The organism is Salmonella enterica subsp. diarizonae (assembly GCF_008692785.1).
Lineage (GTDB): Bacteria > Pseudomonadota > Gammaproteobacteria > Enterobacterales > Enterobacteriaceae > Salmonella > Salmonella diarizonae.
This window is the reverse complement of the sequence record NZ_VXJV01000010.1, coordinates 61,522-79,451: the sequence shown is the minus strand read 5'-3', so window position 1 is coordinate 79,451 and position 17,930 is coordinate 61,522. Positions and strand designations below refer to the sequence as shown.

Genomic DNA, 17,930 nt, shown 5'->3' with positions numbered 1-17,930 from the left:
CGGTACTAACGTTACTTGCTCAAATCCACCTGATAAATGGCAAAACCGATATCATCGACAGCAACCTTATTCATCGGATACTGCCCTTTCTCTTTAATGAAGGCAGCGGCTTTATCGCCTGGCGATGTTTCAAAGCGGATATCCAGCGTCGTATCGCTGTGGATTGGTGCCAGACGCCAGTTATTATCCGCCGCCGGATGGATTTCGCCTGCGCGTTTTGACTCTGCGCCAATCCATGCCGCCAGCACGGCGCGATTTTCATCCGGAGACGCAAAGGCGATATGGCTGTCGCCAGTGCCGGCAAACTTGCCGCCGTAAGCGCGATAGTTATTCGTGGCGACCAGGAACGTAGCGCTCGGGTCGACAGGCTTACCGTTAAAGGTCAGGTTTTTAATACGCTCCGCCTGCGGATTCACCATCTGGCATTCGCCATCATAGCGGGCGGGCTGTGACACATCGATTTGATAATTCACGCCGTCAATGACATCGAAATTATAGGTGCGAAAGCCATCCCAATTGATCAATGATTGCGGTTTGTTGCTGTGAATATCAATCTGATTAAACTGTCCGGCAGAACATTCCAGCCACTCTTTTACCTCCTTGCCGCTGGCTTTCACCACCACCAGCGTATTCGGATAGAGATAAAGATCGGCGGCGTTACGGAAGGTCAACTGGCCTTTTTCCACTTCGACAAAGCTGGCGGGATCGTTCTTACGCCCCCCGACTTTAAACGGCGCGGCGGCGGAAAGCACCGGCAGTTTCGCCAGATCCGGATCGCCCTGAATAAAGTGTTCCACATACGCTTTTTGCGCGTTATTCACCACCTGTACGGTAGGATCGTCCTGCACCAGAGCAAGATAGCTGTACATGTTATCGGCGGATTTACCAATGGGCTTGCTGACAAACTCGCGGGTGGCATCGTGGTCGGCTTTCAGAATACCGACCAGCTTACTGTCTTCCGCCGCCAGCGACTTTTTAGCGGCGGCGTCGTAAATGGGCCGCGCTTCCGCTTTCGCCTGCGTAACCTGCCATTTGCCGCTGTCGTTATTGAGCACCAAATCGACCACTCCCAGATGGTCGCCCCACATGCCAGGCATCACCGCAGGAATGCCGTTAAGCGTACCTTTGGCGATATCCGCGCCTTTGATGTCGGCAAAATCTTTACCGGGGAAGACGGCGTGGGCGTGGCCAAACATAATAGCGTCGACGCCGGGAACTTCACTGAGGTAATAAACCGAGTTTTCCGCCATGCTGTGGTACGGATCGGCAGAAAGGCCAGAGTGAGCAATTACTACCACTATATCAGCACCTTTCTCGCGCATTTCGGGCACATATTTCCTGGCGGTTTCCGTGATGTCATTTACGGTGACTTTTCCGCTCAGATTCGCTTTATCCCAGATCATGATTTGCGGCGGCACAAAGCCGATATAGCCGATTTTCACGGTTTGCGGGTTGCCGTCTTTATCAATAACGTTCGTCTCTTTAATCAGATAAGGCGTAAAGAGCGGCTTTTGGGTTTTAACGTCGATAATATTGGCGTTAACGTAAGGGAATTTCGCGCCGGCCAGCGCGTTATGCAGATAGTCCAGACCATAATTAAACTCATGGTTGCCGAGGTTTCCAACCGCGTAATCCAGAGTATTGAGCGCTTTATAGACCGGGTGAATATCGCCTTCTTTGAGTCCTTTTGCCGCCATATAATCGCCCAGTGGGCTCCCCTGAATCAGGTCGCCGTTATCCACCAGCACACTGTTTTTGACTTCATTTCGGGCGGCATTAATCAAACTTGCGGTACGTACCAATCCGAATTTTTCGGTTGCGGTATCCTTGTAATAATCGAAATCCATCATGTTGCTATGTAAATCAGTAGTTTCCATGATACGGAGATCGACGGTGGCCGCATTCACGCTGGCGGCGATCAGCGTAGCCAGAAGCGTTGCACTAAACTTAATCATCAGAGGCACCTTTTAAGAACGCAATACAAAAGCCGGATAGTGAAAAATAGCGATGACAAACAGTGAAACCCGATAATCGCTCTGACCGTCGCCAGGAGAAGGCGAGACCGTCCCATCCGGCCGATTTTTTGCGATTGTTCACAGAATGGTGAATCATGCCATGAAAGGTATTATCAAAACCGCAGACGGTATCACAGTTGGCGGAACCCTTAACGATCGGGTATAAGTAAAACAACGAGTTAACGCCCCTGCCATAAAGAGGTGGAGAATGTTAGAACAAGTATGCCAGCTTGCACGGAACGCGGGCGATGCCATTATGCAGGTTTATGATGGAGCCAAACCGATGGAGTACGCCCGTAAGCAGGACGATTCTCCAGTCACTGCGGCGGATATCGCCGCACATACCGTGATTCTCGAAGGGTTACGTACGCTCACGCCGGATATTCCTGTGCTTTCAGAAGAAGATCCGCCCGCCTGGGAAGTGCGCCAGCACTGGCAGCGTTACTGGCTGGTCGATCCGCTCGACGGCACCAAAGAATTCATCAAGCGTAATGGAGAATTTACGGTCAATATTGCGCTGATTGAGCAGGGCAAGCCGGTGTTGGGCGTTGTCTATGCGCCGGTGCTGAAAGTGATGTACTACGCGGCGGAGGGTAAGGCCTGGAAAGAGGAGTGCGGGGTGCGTAAGCAGATTCAGGTCCGGGATGCCCGCCCGCCGCTGGTAGTGATTAGCCGTTCGCATACGGATGATGAACTCACCGAATATCTCCAACAGCTTGGCGAACATCAGACAACCTCTATTGGTTCCTCGCTGAAATTCTGTCTGGTGGCGGAAGGCCAGGCGCAGCTTTACCCCAGATTTGGGCCGACCAGCGTCTGGGACACTGCCGCAGGCCATGCTATTGCCGTTGCAGCCGGGGCGCACGTTCACGACTGGCAGGGAAAAACGCTGGACTATACCCCTCGTGAATCGTTCCTTAACCCCGGCTTCCGGGTGACTATTTATTGAGGAGCTTATGCAGCAGGTCGACCACCTGTTGTACCTCTTGTTGGGTTAACGCGCCATCTTTCACCCATTGAACCCGCCCGTCTTTGTCAAGCACGATGACGGCGGACCCCTCTTCTTTTAATTGCCAGGCGTTGCGCGCCACGCCATTGCTGTCGACAATAAATTGCGACCACGGATAGAGCTTTTTATTACTTTCTATACTGCTACGCACGAACATACCGGAGCCTGGGATCGCATCATCGGTATTCACAATTGTGGTCGTCTGGTATCTGTCGTGCGGAAGCCTGGCGGCTTTAATCGCTTCAATCAGCGTGGCGTTTTTCTCCTTCGCTGACGTTCGTCCGGCAATATGTAGCAGGACGCGCACTTTTCCCGCCAGTTGCGCGCTATTCCAGTTTTTATAGCTAAACTCATCTTTATTCAACATCAGTTCGCCACGATCGGCAATGCCTACCGGCGGCACCCGTTGGTTAACTTCAAGGTTATGCGCGGAAGCCATTATAGGGAGTAGCAGGCACGACATTGCCAGAATTTTACGTAGGGTCATGGTCATTCCTTCTTTATTTTTTGCAGGTGATCCGACCACTTTGGGCCGACAGTTAATCATATGTGCGATTGATGCTTTTTCCCGCAAAGGGGATGCCAGTTTGCGGGTGGGCGCACACTTCCTGTGAAAAATGAAGGCATATACTGACAAAAATGAGCTGATGTTTAGATAATTCTGAATAACTGTAATCAAAAGGTAAATATACTTATGCACACTGGAAACGACGTAGATATGGTCTATAGTCATATGGCATTAAAATTTGCGCCTTAAAACTGTTGGGCCGATTGTGGCACCGCAAGGGCGTAATACTCAGCAGGAGACAACAATGAAAATTTTCCAACGCTACAACCCGCTACAGGTGGCGAAGTACGTGAAGATCCTGTTCCGTGGACGGTTATATATCAAGGATGTTGGCGCTTTTGAGTTCGATAAGGGTAAGATTCTTATCCCAAAAGTGAGAGACAAGCAGCATTTTTCTGTGATGTCTGAAGTTAACCGTCAGGTTATGCGTCTGCAAACTGAGATGGCGTAACCAAAAGTGCTATGCAGTAGGTTAAAAAAGTAAAAAAACGGCTCCTGGATCAGGAGCCGTTAATGTTTCTGGTAAACGGATTTCAGGCCGCGCCGTCTTCTTTGCCTTTCGCATCTGGCAATTTCGGTGCCGGAACGTTGGTTTTACTGTCGAGACGCGTGACCAGCAACTGATCGATGCGGTAGTTGTCGATATCCACCACTTCAAATTTGTAGCCAGCCAGCTTCACCGAATCGGTACGTTTCGGGATCTTACGCAGCATAAACATCATAAAGCCGCCGATGGTTTCATAGTTGCCGGATTGCGGAAACTCATCGATATCCAGCACGCGCATGACGTCGTCAATCGGCGTGCCGCCGTCAACCAGCCAGGAATTCTCATCGCGCGCCACAATTTGTTCTTCCAGTCCCTGGCCGACCAGATCGCCCATCAGCGTAGTCATCACATCGTTCAGCGTGATAATACCGACGACCAGCGCGTATTCATTCATAATGACCGCGAAATCTTCGCCTGCCGTTTTGAAACTTTCCAGCGCCTCGGAAAGGGTCAGCGTATCCGGCACAATCAAGGTATTGCGAATTTGCACGCCGCTATTCAGCGCCATACTTTGGTTCGCCAGCACGCGATTCAGCAGATCTTTGGAGTCTACATAGCCGATGATGTGGTCGATATCTTCATTACATACTAAAAATTTTGAGTGCGGATGTTCGGCGACCTTTTTCTTCAGGCTTTGTTCGTCTTCGTGCAGATCAAACCAGATGATACTTTCGCGCGACGTCATAGAAGACGGTACGGTGCGGGATTCAAGTTCAAACACGTTTTCAATCAGTTCGTGCTCTTGCTTGCGCAAAACGCCCGCCAGCGCGCCGGCTTCCACCACCGCGTAAATATCATCAGAAGTGATGTCGTCTTTCCGCACCATTGGAATTTTGAACAGGCGGAAGATGTTGTTTGCCATGCCGTTAAACAGCCACACCAGCGGGCGAAAAACGAACAGGCAGAAGCGCATCGGGTTGATGATACGCAAAGCCACAGCTTCTGGCGCAATCATACCGATGCGTTTCGGGGTTAAATCCGCGAACAGGATAAACAGCCCCGTCACCAGCGAGAAAGAGAGAATAAAGCTCAGCTGCTCGGAGAGTTCTGGCGACATATAGTGCGAGAAAAGGGCGGAAAAGGCGGGCGAAAATGCCGCATCGCCGACGATACCGCCAAGAATAGCGACGGCGTTCAGGCCAATTTGCACAACGGTGAAAAACATGCCGGGATTTTCCTGCATTTTCAATACGCGTTGTGCGTTGATACTGCCTTCATCAGCCAATAACTTGAGTTTAATCTTACGTGATGCGGCAAGCGAGATCTCGGAGATGGAGAAGAACGCACTTACAGCGATCAGGCAGAATATAATGAATATACTGTTTAACATATCTTATCCGGCGAAACGCCAGATCCTCGGAAGGGAAGTTTATAAATCCGTGTGGTAACGTTTAATGAAAACCGGCTCGTAGCAGTGAGCCGGTAAGTTCAGGGCTAGTATAGCGTAAGCTACTGTAAAGTCGCCAGAGGGTTCATTTTCAACGCCGACAAGCGCCCCCTACGCCAGCGCCGTCACGCGTCAGGCGGCAGGCAAACGCCGAGCCCGCCAATCCCGCAGTAACCGTACGGATTTTTGTGCAGATACTGTTGGTGTTCATCTTCGGCGTAGTAAAACGGCGTCGCATGGGCGATTTCCGTGGTAATTGGGCGATCGTCTCCGGCGGTGGCCATTGCCGACTGGAAGCGCTCGCGACTGGCGTGAGCGGCGGTACTCTGTTCCGGTGTTAAGGGATAAATCGCAGAACGGTATTGCGTACCGTGATCGTTGCCTTGTTGCATCCCCTGCGCCGGATCGTGATTTTCCCAGAAGACCTGTAAAAGTTGCTCATAACTGATAACGGCAGGATCGTACACTACCCGTACCGCTTCGGCATGACCGGTCTGTCCGGAGCAGACTTCCCGGTAGGTTGGATTAGGCGTGTAACCGCCCGCATACCCTGCCGCGGTGCTATATACGCCGGGCAATTGCCAGAATAAACGTTCTACGCCCCAGAAACAGCCCATAGCGAAGTAGGCGATCTCCATCCCGGCAGGAACATTGGTCATAGAGTGTTCATTTACCGCATGCAGAGTGGCGATCGGCATCGGGGTATTGCGTCCTGGTAACGCATCTGCTTGAGTAACAAGATGTTTTTTATCAAATAAACTCATGAACCATTCTCCCGAAAGCGTTAATTGGCGTTAAGGTTGTAACGAGACGCATCTTTGCACACAATAACAACATTAATGTATCTGGATTTAACCATAAGAAATATTTGGGCTGTCGTCTGCTTTTCAATCGCGATTGTTGATTTTATGTTAAGCCGCGGAGCGGTAGTGTGATTTTTTCCAGGGGTGGGAATAGGGGATATTCAGGAGAAAATGTGCCACATATCCGTCAGTTATGTTGGGTTAGCTTACTGTGCCTGAGCAGTTCTGCGGTAGCCGCAAATGTTCGTCTGAAAGTCGAAGGGCTATCCGGAGAACTGGAAAAAAACGTTCGCGCACAGCTCTCTACGATTCAAAGCGACGAGGTGACGCCGGATCGGCGCTTTCGCGCTCGAGTTGATGATGCGATTCGCGAAGGGCTTAAAGCGTTAGGCTATTACGAACCCACTATCAATTTCGACTTGCTTCCGCCGCCTGCGAAAGGACGGCAGGTATTAATCGCCAAAGTTACGCCCGGCCAGCCGGTGCTGATTGGCGGTACAGAAGTCATTTTACGCGGCGGCGCGCGTACGGACAAAGATTATCTGGCCTTACTGAAAACGCGTCCGGCAATCGGTACGGTGCTGAACCAGGGAGACTATGACAATTTTAAAAAGTCGTTAACCAGCGTGTCGCTACGTAAAGGCTATTTCGACAGCGAATTCGTTAAAAGCCAGTTGGGAATTGCTCTGGGCCGTCATCAGGCGTTTTGGGATATTGATTATGATAGCGGTGAGCGCTATCGCTTCGGACATGTCACCTTCGAAGGTTCGCAGATTCGTGATGAATATTTACAAAATCTGTTGCCGTTTAAAGAGGGCGATGAGTACGAGTCGAAAGATTTGGCGGAACTAAACCGCCGACTTTCCGCTACCGGATGGTTTAATTCTGTCGTCGTGGCGCCGGAATTTGAGAAATCCCGTAAAACAAAAATTCTGCCGTTAAAAGGCGTGGTATCGCCGCGAACCGAAAACACGATTGAAACCGGGGTGGGGTACTCCACCGACGTCGGGCCGCGCGTGAAAGCGTCGTGGAAAAAGCCGTGGATGAACTCTTACGGTCATAGTCTGACCACCAGCACCAGTATTTCTGCGCCGGAACAGGTGCTGGATTTTAGTTATAAAATGCCGCTGCTGAAAAATCCGCTGGAGCAATACTATCTGGTACAAGGCGGTTTTAAACGTACCGATTTGAATGATACGGAGCAGGATTCGACCACGCTTGCCGTTTCGCGTTACTGGGACCTTTCCAGCGGCTGGCAGCGGGCGATTAACCTGCGCTGGAGTTTCGACCACTTTACCCAGGGGAACGTCACCAATACCACCATGCTGTTCTACCCGGGTGTGATGATCAGCCGAACCCGCTCGCGAGGGGGGCTGATGCCAACCTGGGGCGATTCGCAGCGCTACTCGGTAGACTATTCGAATACGGCCTGGGGTTCCGACGTGGATTTCTCCGTGCTACAGGCGCAAAACGTCTGGATTCGGACTTTGTACGATCGCCACCGTTTTGTGATGCGCGCCAATTTGGGCTGGATAGAAACCGGTGACTTCGACAAAGTTCCGCCGGATTTGCGTTTCTTCGCCGGGGGCGATCGCAGTATTCGCGGCTATAAATACAAATCTATTTCGCCTAAAGACAGCGACGGCAATCTTAAAGGTGCCTCAAAACTGGCAACCGGATCGCTGGAGTACCAGTATAACGTCACCGGCAAATGGTGGGGGGCGGTATTTGTCGATAGCGGCGAGGCGGTGAGTGATATTCGCCGTAGCGATTTCAAAACCGGGACCGGGGTCGGCGTGCGCTGGGCGTCGCCGGTTGGGCCTGTCAAACTCGATTTTGCCATACCGGTCGGTGACAAAGACGAACACGGTTTACAGTTTTATATCGGTCTGGGGCCTGAATTATGAGTTTATGGAAGAAAATAAGCCTCGGGGTGTTGATTTTCATTGTGCTGTTACTGGCGAGCGTCGCGTTTCTGGTCGGGACGACGACGGGGCTGCATCTGGTGTTCAGTGCGGCGAACCGCTGGGTGCCGGGGCTGGAAATTGGGCAGGCCACCGGTGGCTGGCGGGATTTATCATTGAAAAATATCCGCTATGAGCAGCCGGGCGTCGCGGTACATGCGGGCGAAATTCATCTGGCCGTCGGGCTTGGTTGCCTGTGGCACAGTAGCCTGTGCGTCAATGATCTGGCGCTAAAAGACATTAATGTCGCTATCGACAGCAAAAAAATGCCGCCTTCCGCACCGGCGCAAGAAGAGGAAGAAAGCGGACCGCTGAACCTCTCCATGCCCTGGCCCATCACGCTGTCGCGCGTGGCGCTGAATAACATCAATATCAAGATTGATGGCACTACCGTTTCGGTGCTGGATTTTACCTCCGGGCTGACATGGCAGGAGAAAAACCTGACCCTGAAACCGACGCGGCTTCAGGGGTTGCTGATTGCGCTGCCGAAGGTCGCCGACGTGGCGCAGGAAGAGGTGGTTGAACCTAAAATCGAGAAACCTCAACCAGATGAAAAGCCGCTTGGCGAAACGCTAAAAGATCTGTTTGCAAAACCGGTAATGCCGGAGATGACCGATGTTCACCTGCCGCTCAATCTGAATATCGAGTCATTTCGCGGCGAGCAGCTACGCGTTACCGGCGATACCGATCTCACGGTGCGCACGATGCTGCTTAAAGTCAGCAGTATCGACGGTAATATGAAGCTGGATACTCTGGATATCGACGCCAACCAGGGCACGGTGAAAGCCTCCGGTACGGCGCAGCTCGCCAATAACTGGCCGGTCGATATTACGCTCAACAGTACGCTGAATATCGATCCGCTAAAGGGTGAAAAGATAAAACTTAAGGTCGGCGGCGCGCTACGCGAACAACTGGAGGTTGGGGTGAACCTTTCCGGGCCGATGGATGTCGCGCTTCGCGCCCAGACGCGGCTGGCGGAGGCCGGTTTACCGCTCAATCTTGAAGTCGTCAGCCAACGTATTGCCTGGCCGTTCACGGGCGATACCCAATTTCAGGCTGACGATCTGAAGCTCAAACTGAGCGGTAAGATGACCGACTATACGTTGTCGATGCGAACCGCCGTGAAAGGACAAGATATTCCGCCTGCGACCATCACGCTGGATGCCAAAGGGAATGAGCGGCAGATTAATCTTGATAAACTTACCGTCGCCGCTCTGGAAGGCAAAACTGAACTGAAAGCGCTGGTAGACTGGCAGCAGGCGATTAGCTGGCGTGGTGAACTGACGCTGAATGGCATCAATACCGCCAAAGAGATCCCGGACTGGCCCGCGAAGCTTAACGGCGTAATGAAAACCAAAGGCAGTCTCTACGGCGGTACCTGGCAGATGGATGTTCCGGAGCTCAAGCTGACCGGCAATGTGAAGCAGAACAACGTTAACGTCAACGGGACGCTAAAGGGCAACAGCTACATGCAGTGGACGATCCCGGGGCTGCACCTTGCGCTGGGCCCAAACAGCGCCGATGTAAAAGGCGAGCTTGGCGTTAAGGAGCTGAATCTTGATGCCACCATCGATGCGCCAGGGCTGGATAATGCGCTGCCAGGGCTGGGCGGCACCGCAAAAGGTATCGTTAAAGTCCGCGGTACGGTAGAAGCGCCGCAGTTGCTGGCGGATATCACCGCCCGCGGTCTGCGTTGGCAGGCGTTGTCTATCGCCCAGGCGCGCATCGAGGGCGATATTAAATCCACCGATCAGATAGCGGGCCATCTCAACGTTCGCGTAGAGCGGATTTCGCAGCCCGATGTTAACATCAATCTGGTGACGCTTGACGCCAAAGGCAGCGAGAAGCAGCATCAGCTACAGCTCCGCGTTCAGGGAGAGCCGGTATCCGGCCAACTCTCTCTGAGTGGCAGTTTCGATCGCGATGCGGCGCGCTGGAAAGGGACGTTAAGCGACACCCGCTTCCAGACGCCAGTGGGGCCATGGTCGTTGACCCGCGCGATTGCGCTGGACTACCGCAATAAAGAACAGAAAATCAGTATCGGGCCACATTGTTGGCTGAACCCGAACGCCGAGCTGTGCATACCGCAAACCATTGATGCGGGCGCCGCAGGACGAGCGGTGGTCAATCTCAACCGCTTTGATCTGGCGATGCTGAAGCCATTTATGCCTGATACCACTCAGGCCAGCGGGATCTTTAGCGGGAAAGCGGACGTGTCGTGGGACACCACCAAAGAGGGATTGCCGCAGGGGAAGGTCACGCTTTCCGGTCGTAACGTGAAGGTTACGCAGACCGTCAATGACGCGCCGTTACCGGTCGCGTTTGAGACGCTGAACCTCAACGCCGATCTGCACAATAATCGCGCCGAGCTGGGATGGCTGATTCGCCTGACGAACAATGGTCAATTCGATGGCCAGGTGCAGGTAACCGATCCTCAGGGGCGGCGCAATCTCGGCGGTAACGTCAACATGCGCAATATCAATCTGGCGATGGTCAACCCTATCTTTTCGCGTGGCGAAAAAGCGGCGGGAATGTTAAACGCCAGACTACGCCTGGGCGGTGATGTGCAAAGCCCGCAGTTGTTTGGTCAGTTGCAGCTTAGCGCGCTGGATATTGACGGTAATTTTATGCCGTTTGAGATGCAGCCGAGCCAGTTCACCATGAACTTTAGCGGTACGCGTTCGACGCTCGCCGGTATCGTGCGAACGCAACAAGGGCAAATTAACCTGAACGGCAACGCCGACTGGAGTCAGATTGACAACTGGCGCGCGCGGGTGACGGCGAAAGGCAGTCGGGTGCGGATTACCGTTCCGCCGATGGTGCGCCTGGATGTCTCGCCGGATGTGGTCTTTGACGCGACGCCCTCACTGTTCACGTTGGATGGTCGTGTGGACGTTCCGTGGGCGCGAATTGTGGTGCATGACCTACCGGAGAGCGCGGTCGGCGTCTCCAGCGATGTGGTCATGCTCAACAATAACCTGCAACCAGAAACGCCGCAGACAGCGTCTATTCCCATCAACAGTAATCTGACGGTACACGTCGGCAACAACGTGCGCATCGACGCCTTCGGGCTTAAAGCGCGTTTGACCGGCGATTTGAAAGTTGCGCAGGATAAGCAGGGGCTGGGGCTGAATGGTCAAATCAATATTCCTGACGGCCGATTCCGCGCCTACGGCCAGGACCTGCTTGTCCGTAAAGGCGAGCTGCTGTTCTCCGGCCCGCCGGATCAGCCGCTGCTTAATATCGAAGCGATCCGTAACCCTGACGCCACCGAAGACGATGTCATTGCGGGCGTGCGCGTCACAGGCACTGCTGATGAACCCAAGGCGGAAATCTTCTCCGATCCAGCGATGCCGCAGGCTGAAGCGCTTTCTTATCTGCTGCGTGGGCAGGGGTTGGACAGCAATCAGAGCGATAGCGCGGCAATGACCTCCATGCTTATTGGCCTGGGGGTTGCGCAAAGTGGTCAGGTTGTGGGTAAAATCGGAGAGACATTTGGCGTAAGTAATTTGGCGCTGGACACGCAAGGGGTGGGCGATTCGTCTCAGGTCGTGGTCAGCGGCTATGTACTGCCGGGTCTACAGGTGAAGTATGGTGTAGGGATATTTGACTCTCTGGCGACGCTCACGTTACGTTATCGCCTGATGCCTAAGCTATATCTGGAAGCAGTGTCTGGCGTAGATCAGGCACTTGATTTGCTCTATCAGTTTGAGTTTTAGCAATGCGAATATTTGTCTATGGCAGTTTACGACAGAAACAAGGCAACAGTCACTGGATGACCAATGCCCAATTGCTTGGCGATTACCGTATCGATAACTACCAGTTGTATAGTCTGGGCCACTATCCAGGCGCTGTTCCGGGAAACGGATCGGTACACGGCGAAGTTTATCGAATTGATAACGCCACGCTGGCCGAACTTGATGCTTTGCGCACCAGGGGCGGTGAATACGCACGCCAGTTAATCCTGACACCGTACGGCAGCGCATGGATGTATGTATACCAACGTCCTGTGGATGGATTAACTCTGATTGAAAGCGGTGACTGGTTAGACAGAAACCAGCCCTGAACTGAACACGCCACCCTCGGGTGGCGTTGTTTTTTTACATCCAGGCTGATGGCGCTAACGCTTATCAGGCCTACGCTATCCGGCAGGTATAAAAAAACCCTGACGCGCCGATAACTGGCGCTCAGGGTTTTTCCGCAACCAAAGACTTATTTCTTCGCTGCGCGCTCGAAGGAGGCAACGATTTCCGCTTTAGCCGCTTCGGCGTTGTCCCATCCGTCCACTTTCACCCATTTGCCTTTTTCGAGATCTTTATAGTGCTCGAAGAAGTGAGTGATCTGCGCTTTCAGCAGTTCCGGCAGGTCGTTCACATCTTTAATGTGATCGTACTCTTTGCTCAGTTTGGTGTGTGGTACGGCAACCAGTTTCGCATCTTCACCGGATTCGTCGGTCATTTTCAGTACGCCAACCGGACGGCAACGGATGACGGCGCCTGGCTGCAGCGGGTACGGCGTCGGGACCAGAACGTCTACCGGGTCGCCGTCCAGAGACAGGGTATGGTTGATGTAGCCGTAGTTGCACGGATAGAACATCGCGGTGGACATGAAGCGGTCAACGAACAGCGCGCCGCTCTCTTTGTCAACTTCGTATTTGATCGGATCTGCGTTAGCCGGGATCTCAATAACGACGTAGATATCTTCCGGCAGTTCTTTACCCGCCGGGACGTTGAGTAAGCTCATGTCTGTTTCCTTTGAATTTATGACAAACAAGTGGCGAGTATTATAGCCAACTCACGCCGAAAGTCTTCGCTTGTTTTTGTTTTCACTTCTCTTCACGCGTGCGTTGCTTGTCATTTTTATGACAAGAAAGTCCATAAGTTTAGCCGCTTTTTTAATAGGAAAATGGGAATAAATATAAACATTTAATTAACATTGCATTTGCTTTTTTGAGGTGTGATGTAGCGCAATTTGTTACATGGGTGATTGTCTATGGTTTTTCCCGCGATGGTTTTTTCGCCAATACAATTCCCCTACGAGGATGCCCTTATATGGAAGCGCTTACTTTTAGTGACAACAGTTTCGGCAGCCATGCCGTCTATGGCGTTCGCCGCTCCCTTAACCATAGGATTTTCGCAAGTTGGATCGGAATCCGGCTGGCGCACTGCGGAAACGAATGTGGCGAAAAGCGAGGCTGAAAAACGCGGCATTACGCTGAAGATCGCCGACGGTCAGCAAAAGCAGGAAAATCAGATCAAAGCAGTACGTTCTTTTGTGGCCCAGGGCGTAGATGCGATCTTCATTGCACCGATAGTGGCGACTGGCTGGGAGCCGGTACTCAAAGAGGCTAAGGATGCGGAGATCCCGGTTTTTCTACTCGATCGTTCTCGGCGAATTTGATGGGAATCTCCATGCGAAGCGTCATGATTCGTATTTATATGTTGTCGACCGGTTTAGCGACGCTGCCGGGATCGTATTTTCCATTTATACCCAGGCGGGCGTCGGGGTGGAACTGGACGCCATTGCGTCGGTGGTGATCGGCGGTACGCTGCTGAGCGGCGGGGTAGGTACGGTACTGGGGACGTTATTTGGCGTCGCTATCCAGGGGCTGATTCAGACCTATATTATCTTTGATGGTACGCTAAGTTCCTGGTGGACAAAAATCGCTATCGGCGTTCTGTTATTTATTTTTATCGCGCTACAGCGAGGACTAACGGTACTGTGGGAGCATCGCCAGAGTTCGCCGGTGAGGCGTATAGCCGACAATAGCTAAACTTTTTTCGGTTGTAGTCGATAGGTTTTGTTAAGCCAAATTCAACTCTACAACTGGAATATAACAATGCCAAAAATCCTTTCTATTCGAGCCAGCTTGCTGGCGTTATTGTCTTCCCTGACGCTGCTTTTATTGCTAACGGGGAGTATGGGACTCTATGCTTCAGCGCGTGTTATCACCTCCTGGGCATACTATGGCGTGATGAGCGCCGCAACGTTGGTTGCGCTGGGCCTGTTATGGGTGATGTGGCTGATGCTGCGTAATAAGTTGCTGTATCCGTTGGATAACGTAGTGGAACAGCTAGAGCGGTTGGCGACCGGCGATTTAACGCCTGTTGACTATCAACCTGCCTGCGTCGAGTTTAACCGCCTTAATACCGCGATGGCGGATATGCGCGCCGCGCTGAGCAATTCCGTGAGGCGCGTGCGTGATGCCAGTTCACAGATTGACATCGGTAGCCGGGAATTAACGGCAGGTAATGTTCATCTTGCTACGCGAACCGAGTCGACCGCGACATCGCTCGAACAGACTGCTGCCAGCATGGAAGAATTGACGGCAACGGTGAAGCAGAATGCGGAAAACGCGGAACAAGCACATCAACTGGCGAAAACCGTGTCTGATACCGCCGATCGCGGCAGCGAAATGGTGTGCTACGTTATCGAAAAAATGCGCGATATATCAGGGAGTTCTAATCGCATCGCCGATATTCTCAGTGTGATTGACGGCATTGCTTTTCAGACTAACATCCTGGCGCTGAATGCGTCAGTAGAAGCGGCGCGCGCAGGTGAACAAGGGCGCGGCTTTGCCGTAGTTGCCGGAGAGGTTCGTCATTTAGCCAGCCGTAGCGCCGAGGCGGCAAAAGAGATTCGCACGTTGATTAGTGATTCGCAAACACAGGTGGGCGAAGGAAGCGAGCTGGCGCAGCAGGCTGGCGAAACCATGGATGAAATTGCGACCGAAGTTTTACGCATGACTAAATTGATGCGCGAAATCGCTAATGCGTCCCGCGAGCAGAGCCGGGGTATTGAGCAGGTCAATATTGCCGTCAGCCAGATGGATGAAACGGCGCAGCAGAACGCAGCGTTGGTACAACAATCATCCGCCGCAACGCGCTCTCTGGAGGAACAATCGCACGTATTAGTGGAGGCTGTTGCCACGTTTAAACTGCAAACGGCGTAACCGCAAATTGTAGGCCGGATAAGGCGAAGCCGCCATCCGGCAATCGGCAACGCCACGCTTTTTCTCCGGCCTACATGCGGGCCTTTGCCCGAACGGATTACGCGTCCGGGAATACCCGGATAAAGCGTTCCACATCTTCAACCATATGGCGATTACCGACGAAGAATGAGCGGCGCTGGTGCAGGCTTTCCGGGATGATATCCAGAATACGCTCTTTACCATCGCTCGCTTTGCCGCCGGCCTGTTCCGCGAGGAACGCCATCGGGTTGCACTCATACAGTAGACGCAGTTTTCCCTGCGGGTGGCTGGCGGTGCTCGGGTAGAGATAGATGCCGCCTTTTAGCAGGTTGCGGTGAAAATCGGCCACCAGAGAGCCAATGTAACGCGAGGTATAAGGGCGGCTTGTTGAACTATCCTCTTCCTGGCAGAATTTGATGTACTTCTTCACGCCATTCGGGAACTTAATGTAGTTGCCTTCGTTAATAGAGTAGGTTTTACCCTTTTCCGGAAAACGCATACGTTCCTGGCACAGACAGAACACGCCCAGCGACGGATCGTAGGTGAAAGCGTGTACGCCGCAGCCAGTGGTGTAAACCAGCATGGTGGAAGAGCCATACACGACATATCCCGCAGCGACCTGCTTGTTGCCGGGTTGCAGGAAATCTTCTTCGGTGACCGGCGTGCCAACGGGCGTCACGCGACGATAAATTGAGAAAATCGTACCGACAGAGACGTTAACGTCGATGTTAGAAGAGCCATCCAGAGGGTCCATCAGCACTACATATTTCGCGTGTTCGCAGCCTTCAAAGACGACGATTTCGTCCTCTTCTTCCGATGCGATGCCCGCTACAATATCGCGCGCTTTTAGTGCAGCTTTCAGTTTCTCGTTCGCGAACAGATCGAGTTTCTGCTGAACCTCGCCCTGTACGTTCTCAGCACCGCTGGCACCCAGGATATCGACCAGACCGGCCTTGTTGATATCGCGGTGGATGATCTTGGCGCCCAATTTTATTGCCGACAGCAAAGCAGTGAGCTCACCGGTAGCCTGAGAGAACTCGTGCTGCTTTTCGACAATAAATTCACCTAACGTTTTCATAACACTTTCCCTGCAATTGATTGGAGTAAAGCGACCGTAACAATCTTAACAAACATTTCAGATGATGCGCTCAGGTGAATCGCGCCAGCAAAGTACAGATTTACCTGAAATGCGTTTCTCACTTGCCAGACATGTGCGTAAAATGTCTCGCAGATAAAAAAAGGATAGTGACGTATGCGCATTCATATTTTGGGAATTTGTGGCACTTTCATGGGTGGACTGGCGATGCTCGCTCGCTCGCTTGGTCATGAAGTAACGGGGTCGGACGCCAATGTGTATCCGCCGATGAGTACTTTACTTGAGAAGCAAAGGATTGATCTGATTCAGGGTTATGACGCCAGCCAGCTCGATCCTCAGCCGGATCTGGTGATTATCGGCAATGCGATGACGCGCGGGAATCCGTGCGTGGAAGCGGTACTGGAAAAAAACATTCCCTTTATGTCTGGTCCACAGTGGCTGCACGATTTTGTGTTGCGCGATCGCTGGGTACTGGCGGTCGCCGGTACTCACGGTAAAACCACGACCGCAGGCATGGCGACCTGGATACTGGAATCGTGCGGGTACAAGCCGGGATTCGTTATCGGCGGCGTACCGGGCAACTTTGAGGTTTCCGCGCGGCTGGGCGAAAGTCCGTTCTTTGTTATCGAAGCGGATGAGTACGACTGCGCGTTCTTTGATAAACGTTCTAAATTTGTGCATTACTGCCCGCGTACGTTGATCCTCAATAATCTTGAGTTTGATCATGCCGACATTTTCGACGATCTGAAAGCGATCCAGAAGCAGTTCCATCATCTGGTGCGCATTGTGCCAGGGCAGGGACGGATCATTTGGCCCGAAAACGATATCAATATAAAACAAACCATGGCGCTGGGCTGCTGGAGCGAGCAGGAGCTGGTGGGCGAGCAGGGGCACTGGCAGGCGAAGAAGCTGACTACCGATGCTTCCGAGTGGGAAGTGTGGCTGGACGGCGAAAAAGTCGGCGATGTGAAATGGGGACTGGTGGGCGAGCACAATATGCATAATGGGCTGATGGCGATTGCCGCCGCGCGCCACGTGGGCGTCGCGCCCGCTGAAGCGGCCAGCGCGCTGGGGTCATTTATTAACGCCCGCCGCCGCCTGGAACTGCGCGGGGAAGCTTACGGCGTAACGGTCTATGACGATTTCGCCCATCACCCGACGGCGATTCTGGCAACGCTGGCGGCCTTACGCGGTAAAGTCGGAGGTACGGCGCGTATCATTGCGGTGCTTGAGCCGCGTTCTAACACCATGAAGATGGGGTTATGCAAGGATGACCTGGCGCCGTCGTTAGGGCGTGCGGATGAAGTTTTCCTGCTTCAGCCGCCGCATATTCCGTGGCAGGTTTCGGAAGTGGCGGACGCCTGCGTACAGCCTGCTCACTGGAATGGCGATGTCGATACTCTGGCGGATATGGTAGTGAAAACTGCACAGCCTGGCGATCATATTCTGGTGATGAGCAATGGAGGTTTCGGTGGCATCCATCAGAAATTGTTGGATGGCCTGGCGAATAAGGCATTGTTGTAACAATATTATATTAACGCACTATAAAGTGATCTTTATAGTGCGTAATA

At 52.7% G+C, this 17,930-nt stretch carries 13 protein-coding genes and 2 pseudogenes; 9 read left to right on the top strand and 6 right to left on the bottom strand.

The window, feature by feature from the left end:
* Window positions 1–11 precede the first annotated feature (11 nt).
* Complete coding sequence (locus tag F4V72_RS19900) at window positions 12–1,955, bottom strand: bifunctional 2',3'-cyclic-nucleotide 2'-phosphodiesterase/3'-nucleotidase (protein ID WP_023248652.1); 1,944 nt, start codon at window positions 1,953–1,955, stop codon at window positions 12–14.
* Between the two features lie 268 nt (window positions 1,956–2,223).
* On the opposite strand from F4V72_RS19900, the gene cysQ reads away from it, so the two are divergent.
* The gene (gene cysQ, locus F4V72_RS19895; RefSeq protein WP_000893398.1) at window positions 2,224–2,964 is read left to right on the top strand and encodes a 3'(2'),5'-bisphosphate nucleotidase CysQ; all 741 of its coding nucleotides are present in this window, start codon (window positions 2,224–2,226) and stop codon (window positions 2,962–2,964) included.
* Here cysQ and F4V72_RS19890 read toward each other — a convergent pair.
* Window positions 2,954–3,511 (bottom strand): YtfJ family protein, encoded by a 558-nt coding sequence (locus F4V72_RS19890; RefSeq protein ID WP_023248651.1) that lies wholly within the window; start codon window positions 3,509–3,511, stop codon window positions 2,954–2,956. The genes cysQ and F4V72_RS19890 overlap by 11 nt on opposite strands.
* Window positions 3,512–3,836: 325 nt before the next feature.
* On the opposite strand from F4V72_RS19890, the gene F4V72_RS19885 reads away from it, so the two are divergent.
* Window positions 3,837–4,043, top strand: coding sequence for a DUF1107 domain-containing protein (locus tag F4V72_RS19885; RefSeq protein WP_023248650.1), 207 nt, complete (start codon window positions 3,837–3,839; stop codon window positions 4,041–4,043).
* A gap of 82 nt (window positions 4,044–4,125) precedes the next feature.
* On the opposite strand, the gene F4V72_RS19880 is transcribed toward F4V72_RS19885, so the two are convergent.
* On the bottom strand, window positions 4,126–5,469 hold the full coding sequence (locus F4V72_RS19880; RefSeq protein WP_023248649.1) for a hemolysin family protein: 1,344 nt from the start codon (window positions 5,467–5,469) through the stop codon (window positions 4,126–4,128).
* Between the two features lie 182 nt (window positions 5,470–5,651).
* Entirely contained in the window at window positions 5,652–6,290 is a 639-nt protein-coding gene (gene msrA, locus F4V72_RS19875) for a peptide-methionine (S)-S-oxide reductase MsrA (protein ID WP_023248648.1), read from the bottom strand.
* A gap of 212 nt (window positions 6,291–6,502) precedes the next feature.
* Between msrA and tamA the strand changes: the two genes are divergently transcribed.
* The 3 genes from tamA to F4V72_RS19860 are packed head-to-tail and all read left to right on the top strand — an operon-like array spanning window position 6,503 to window position 12,359.
* The gene (tamA, locus tag F4V72_RS19870) at window positions 6,503–8,236 is read left to right on the top strand and encodes an autotransporter assembly complex protein TamA (RefSeq protein WP_023248647.1); all 1,734 of its coding nucleotides are present in this window, start codon (window positions 6,503–6,505) and stop codon (window positions 8,234–8,236) included.
* Window positions 8,233–12,012, top strand: a complete 3,780-nt coding sequence (tamB, locus tag F4V72_RS19865; protein WP_136058541.1) for an autotransporter assembly complex protein TamB — start codon at window positions 8,233–8,235, stop codon at window positions 12,010–12,012. The genes tamA and tamB overlap by 4 nt, the downstream gene beginning before the upstream one ends.
* 2 nt (window positions 12,013–12,014) lie before the next feature.
* Window positions 12,015–12,359 carry a gamma-glutamylcyclotransferase family protein gene (locus tag F4V72_RS19860; protein WP_053507672.1) on the top strand — a complete coding sequence of 115 codons (345 nt, stop codon included), beginning with the start codon at window positions 12,015–12,017 and terminating at the stop codon, window positions 12,357–12,359.
* 146 nt (window positions 12,360–12,505) lie between these two features.
* Here the strand turns inward: F4V72_RS19860 and ppa are convergent, their stop codons facing one another.
* Window positions 12,506–13,036, bottom strand: coding sequence for an inorganic diphosphatase (gene ppa / locus F4V72_RS19855; protein ID WP_000055079.1), 531 nt, complete (start codon window positions 13,034–13,036; stop codon window positions 12,506–12,508).
* A gap of 306 nt (window positions 13,037–13,342) precedes the next feature.
* Between ppa and F4V72_RS19850 the strand changes: the two are divergent.
* The 3 genes and pseudogenes from F4V72_RS19850 to F4V72_RS19840 all read left to right on the top strand — a co-directional run.
* Window positions 13,343–13,681: pseudogene (locus tag F4V72_RS19850) on the top strand (substrate-binding domain-containing protein); the annotation flags it as partial.
* Window positions 13,681–14,066 (top strand): annotated as a pseudogene (locus F4V72_RS19845) (ABC transporter permease subunit); the annotation flags it as partial. The pseudogenes F4V72_RS19850 and F4V72_RS19845, both read left to right, overlap by 1 nt.
* A gap of 66 nt (window positions 14,067–14,132) precedes the next feature.
* Window positions 14,133–15,245, top strand: a complete 1,113-nt coding sequence (locus tag F4V72_RS19840) for a methyl-accepting chemotaxis protein (RefSeq protein WP_023248642.1) — start codon at window positions 14,133–14,135, stop codon at window positions 15,243–15,245.
* A gap of 97 nt (window positions 15,246–15,342) precedes the next feature.
* Here the strand turns inward: F4V72_RS19840 and fbp are convergent, their stop codons facing one another.
* Window positions 15,343–16,341 (bottom strand): class 1 fructose-bisphosphatase, encoded by a 999-nt coding sequence (fbp, locus tag F4V72_RS19835; protein WP_136058540.1) that lies wholly within the window; start codon window positions 16,339–16,341, stop codon window positions 15,343–15,345.
* A gap of 174 nt (window positions 16,342–16,515) precedes the next feature.
* Between fbp and mpl the strand changes: the two genes are divergently transcribed.
* Window positions 16,516–17,883, top strand: coding sequence for a UDP-N-acetylmuramate:L-alanyl-gamma-D-glutamyl-meso-diaminopimelate ligase (gene mpl / locus F4V72_RS19830; RefSeq protein WP_136058539.1), 1,368 nt, complete (start codon window positions 16,516–16,518; stop codon window positions 17,881–17,883).
* Window positions 17,884–17,930: the final 47 nt, after the last annotated feature.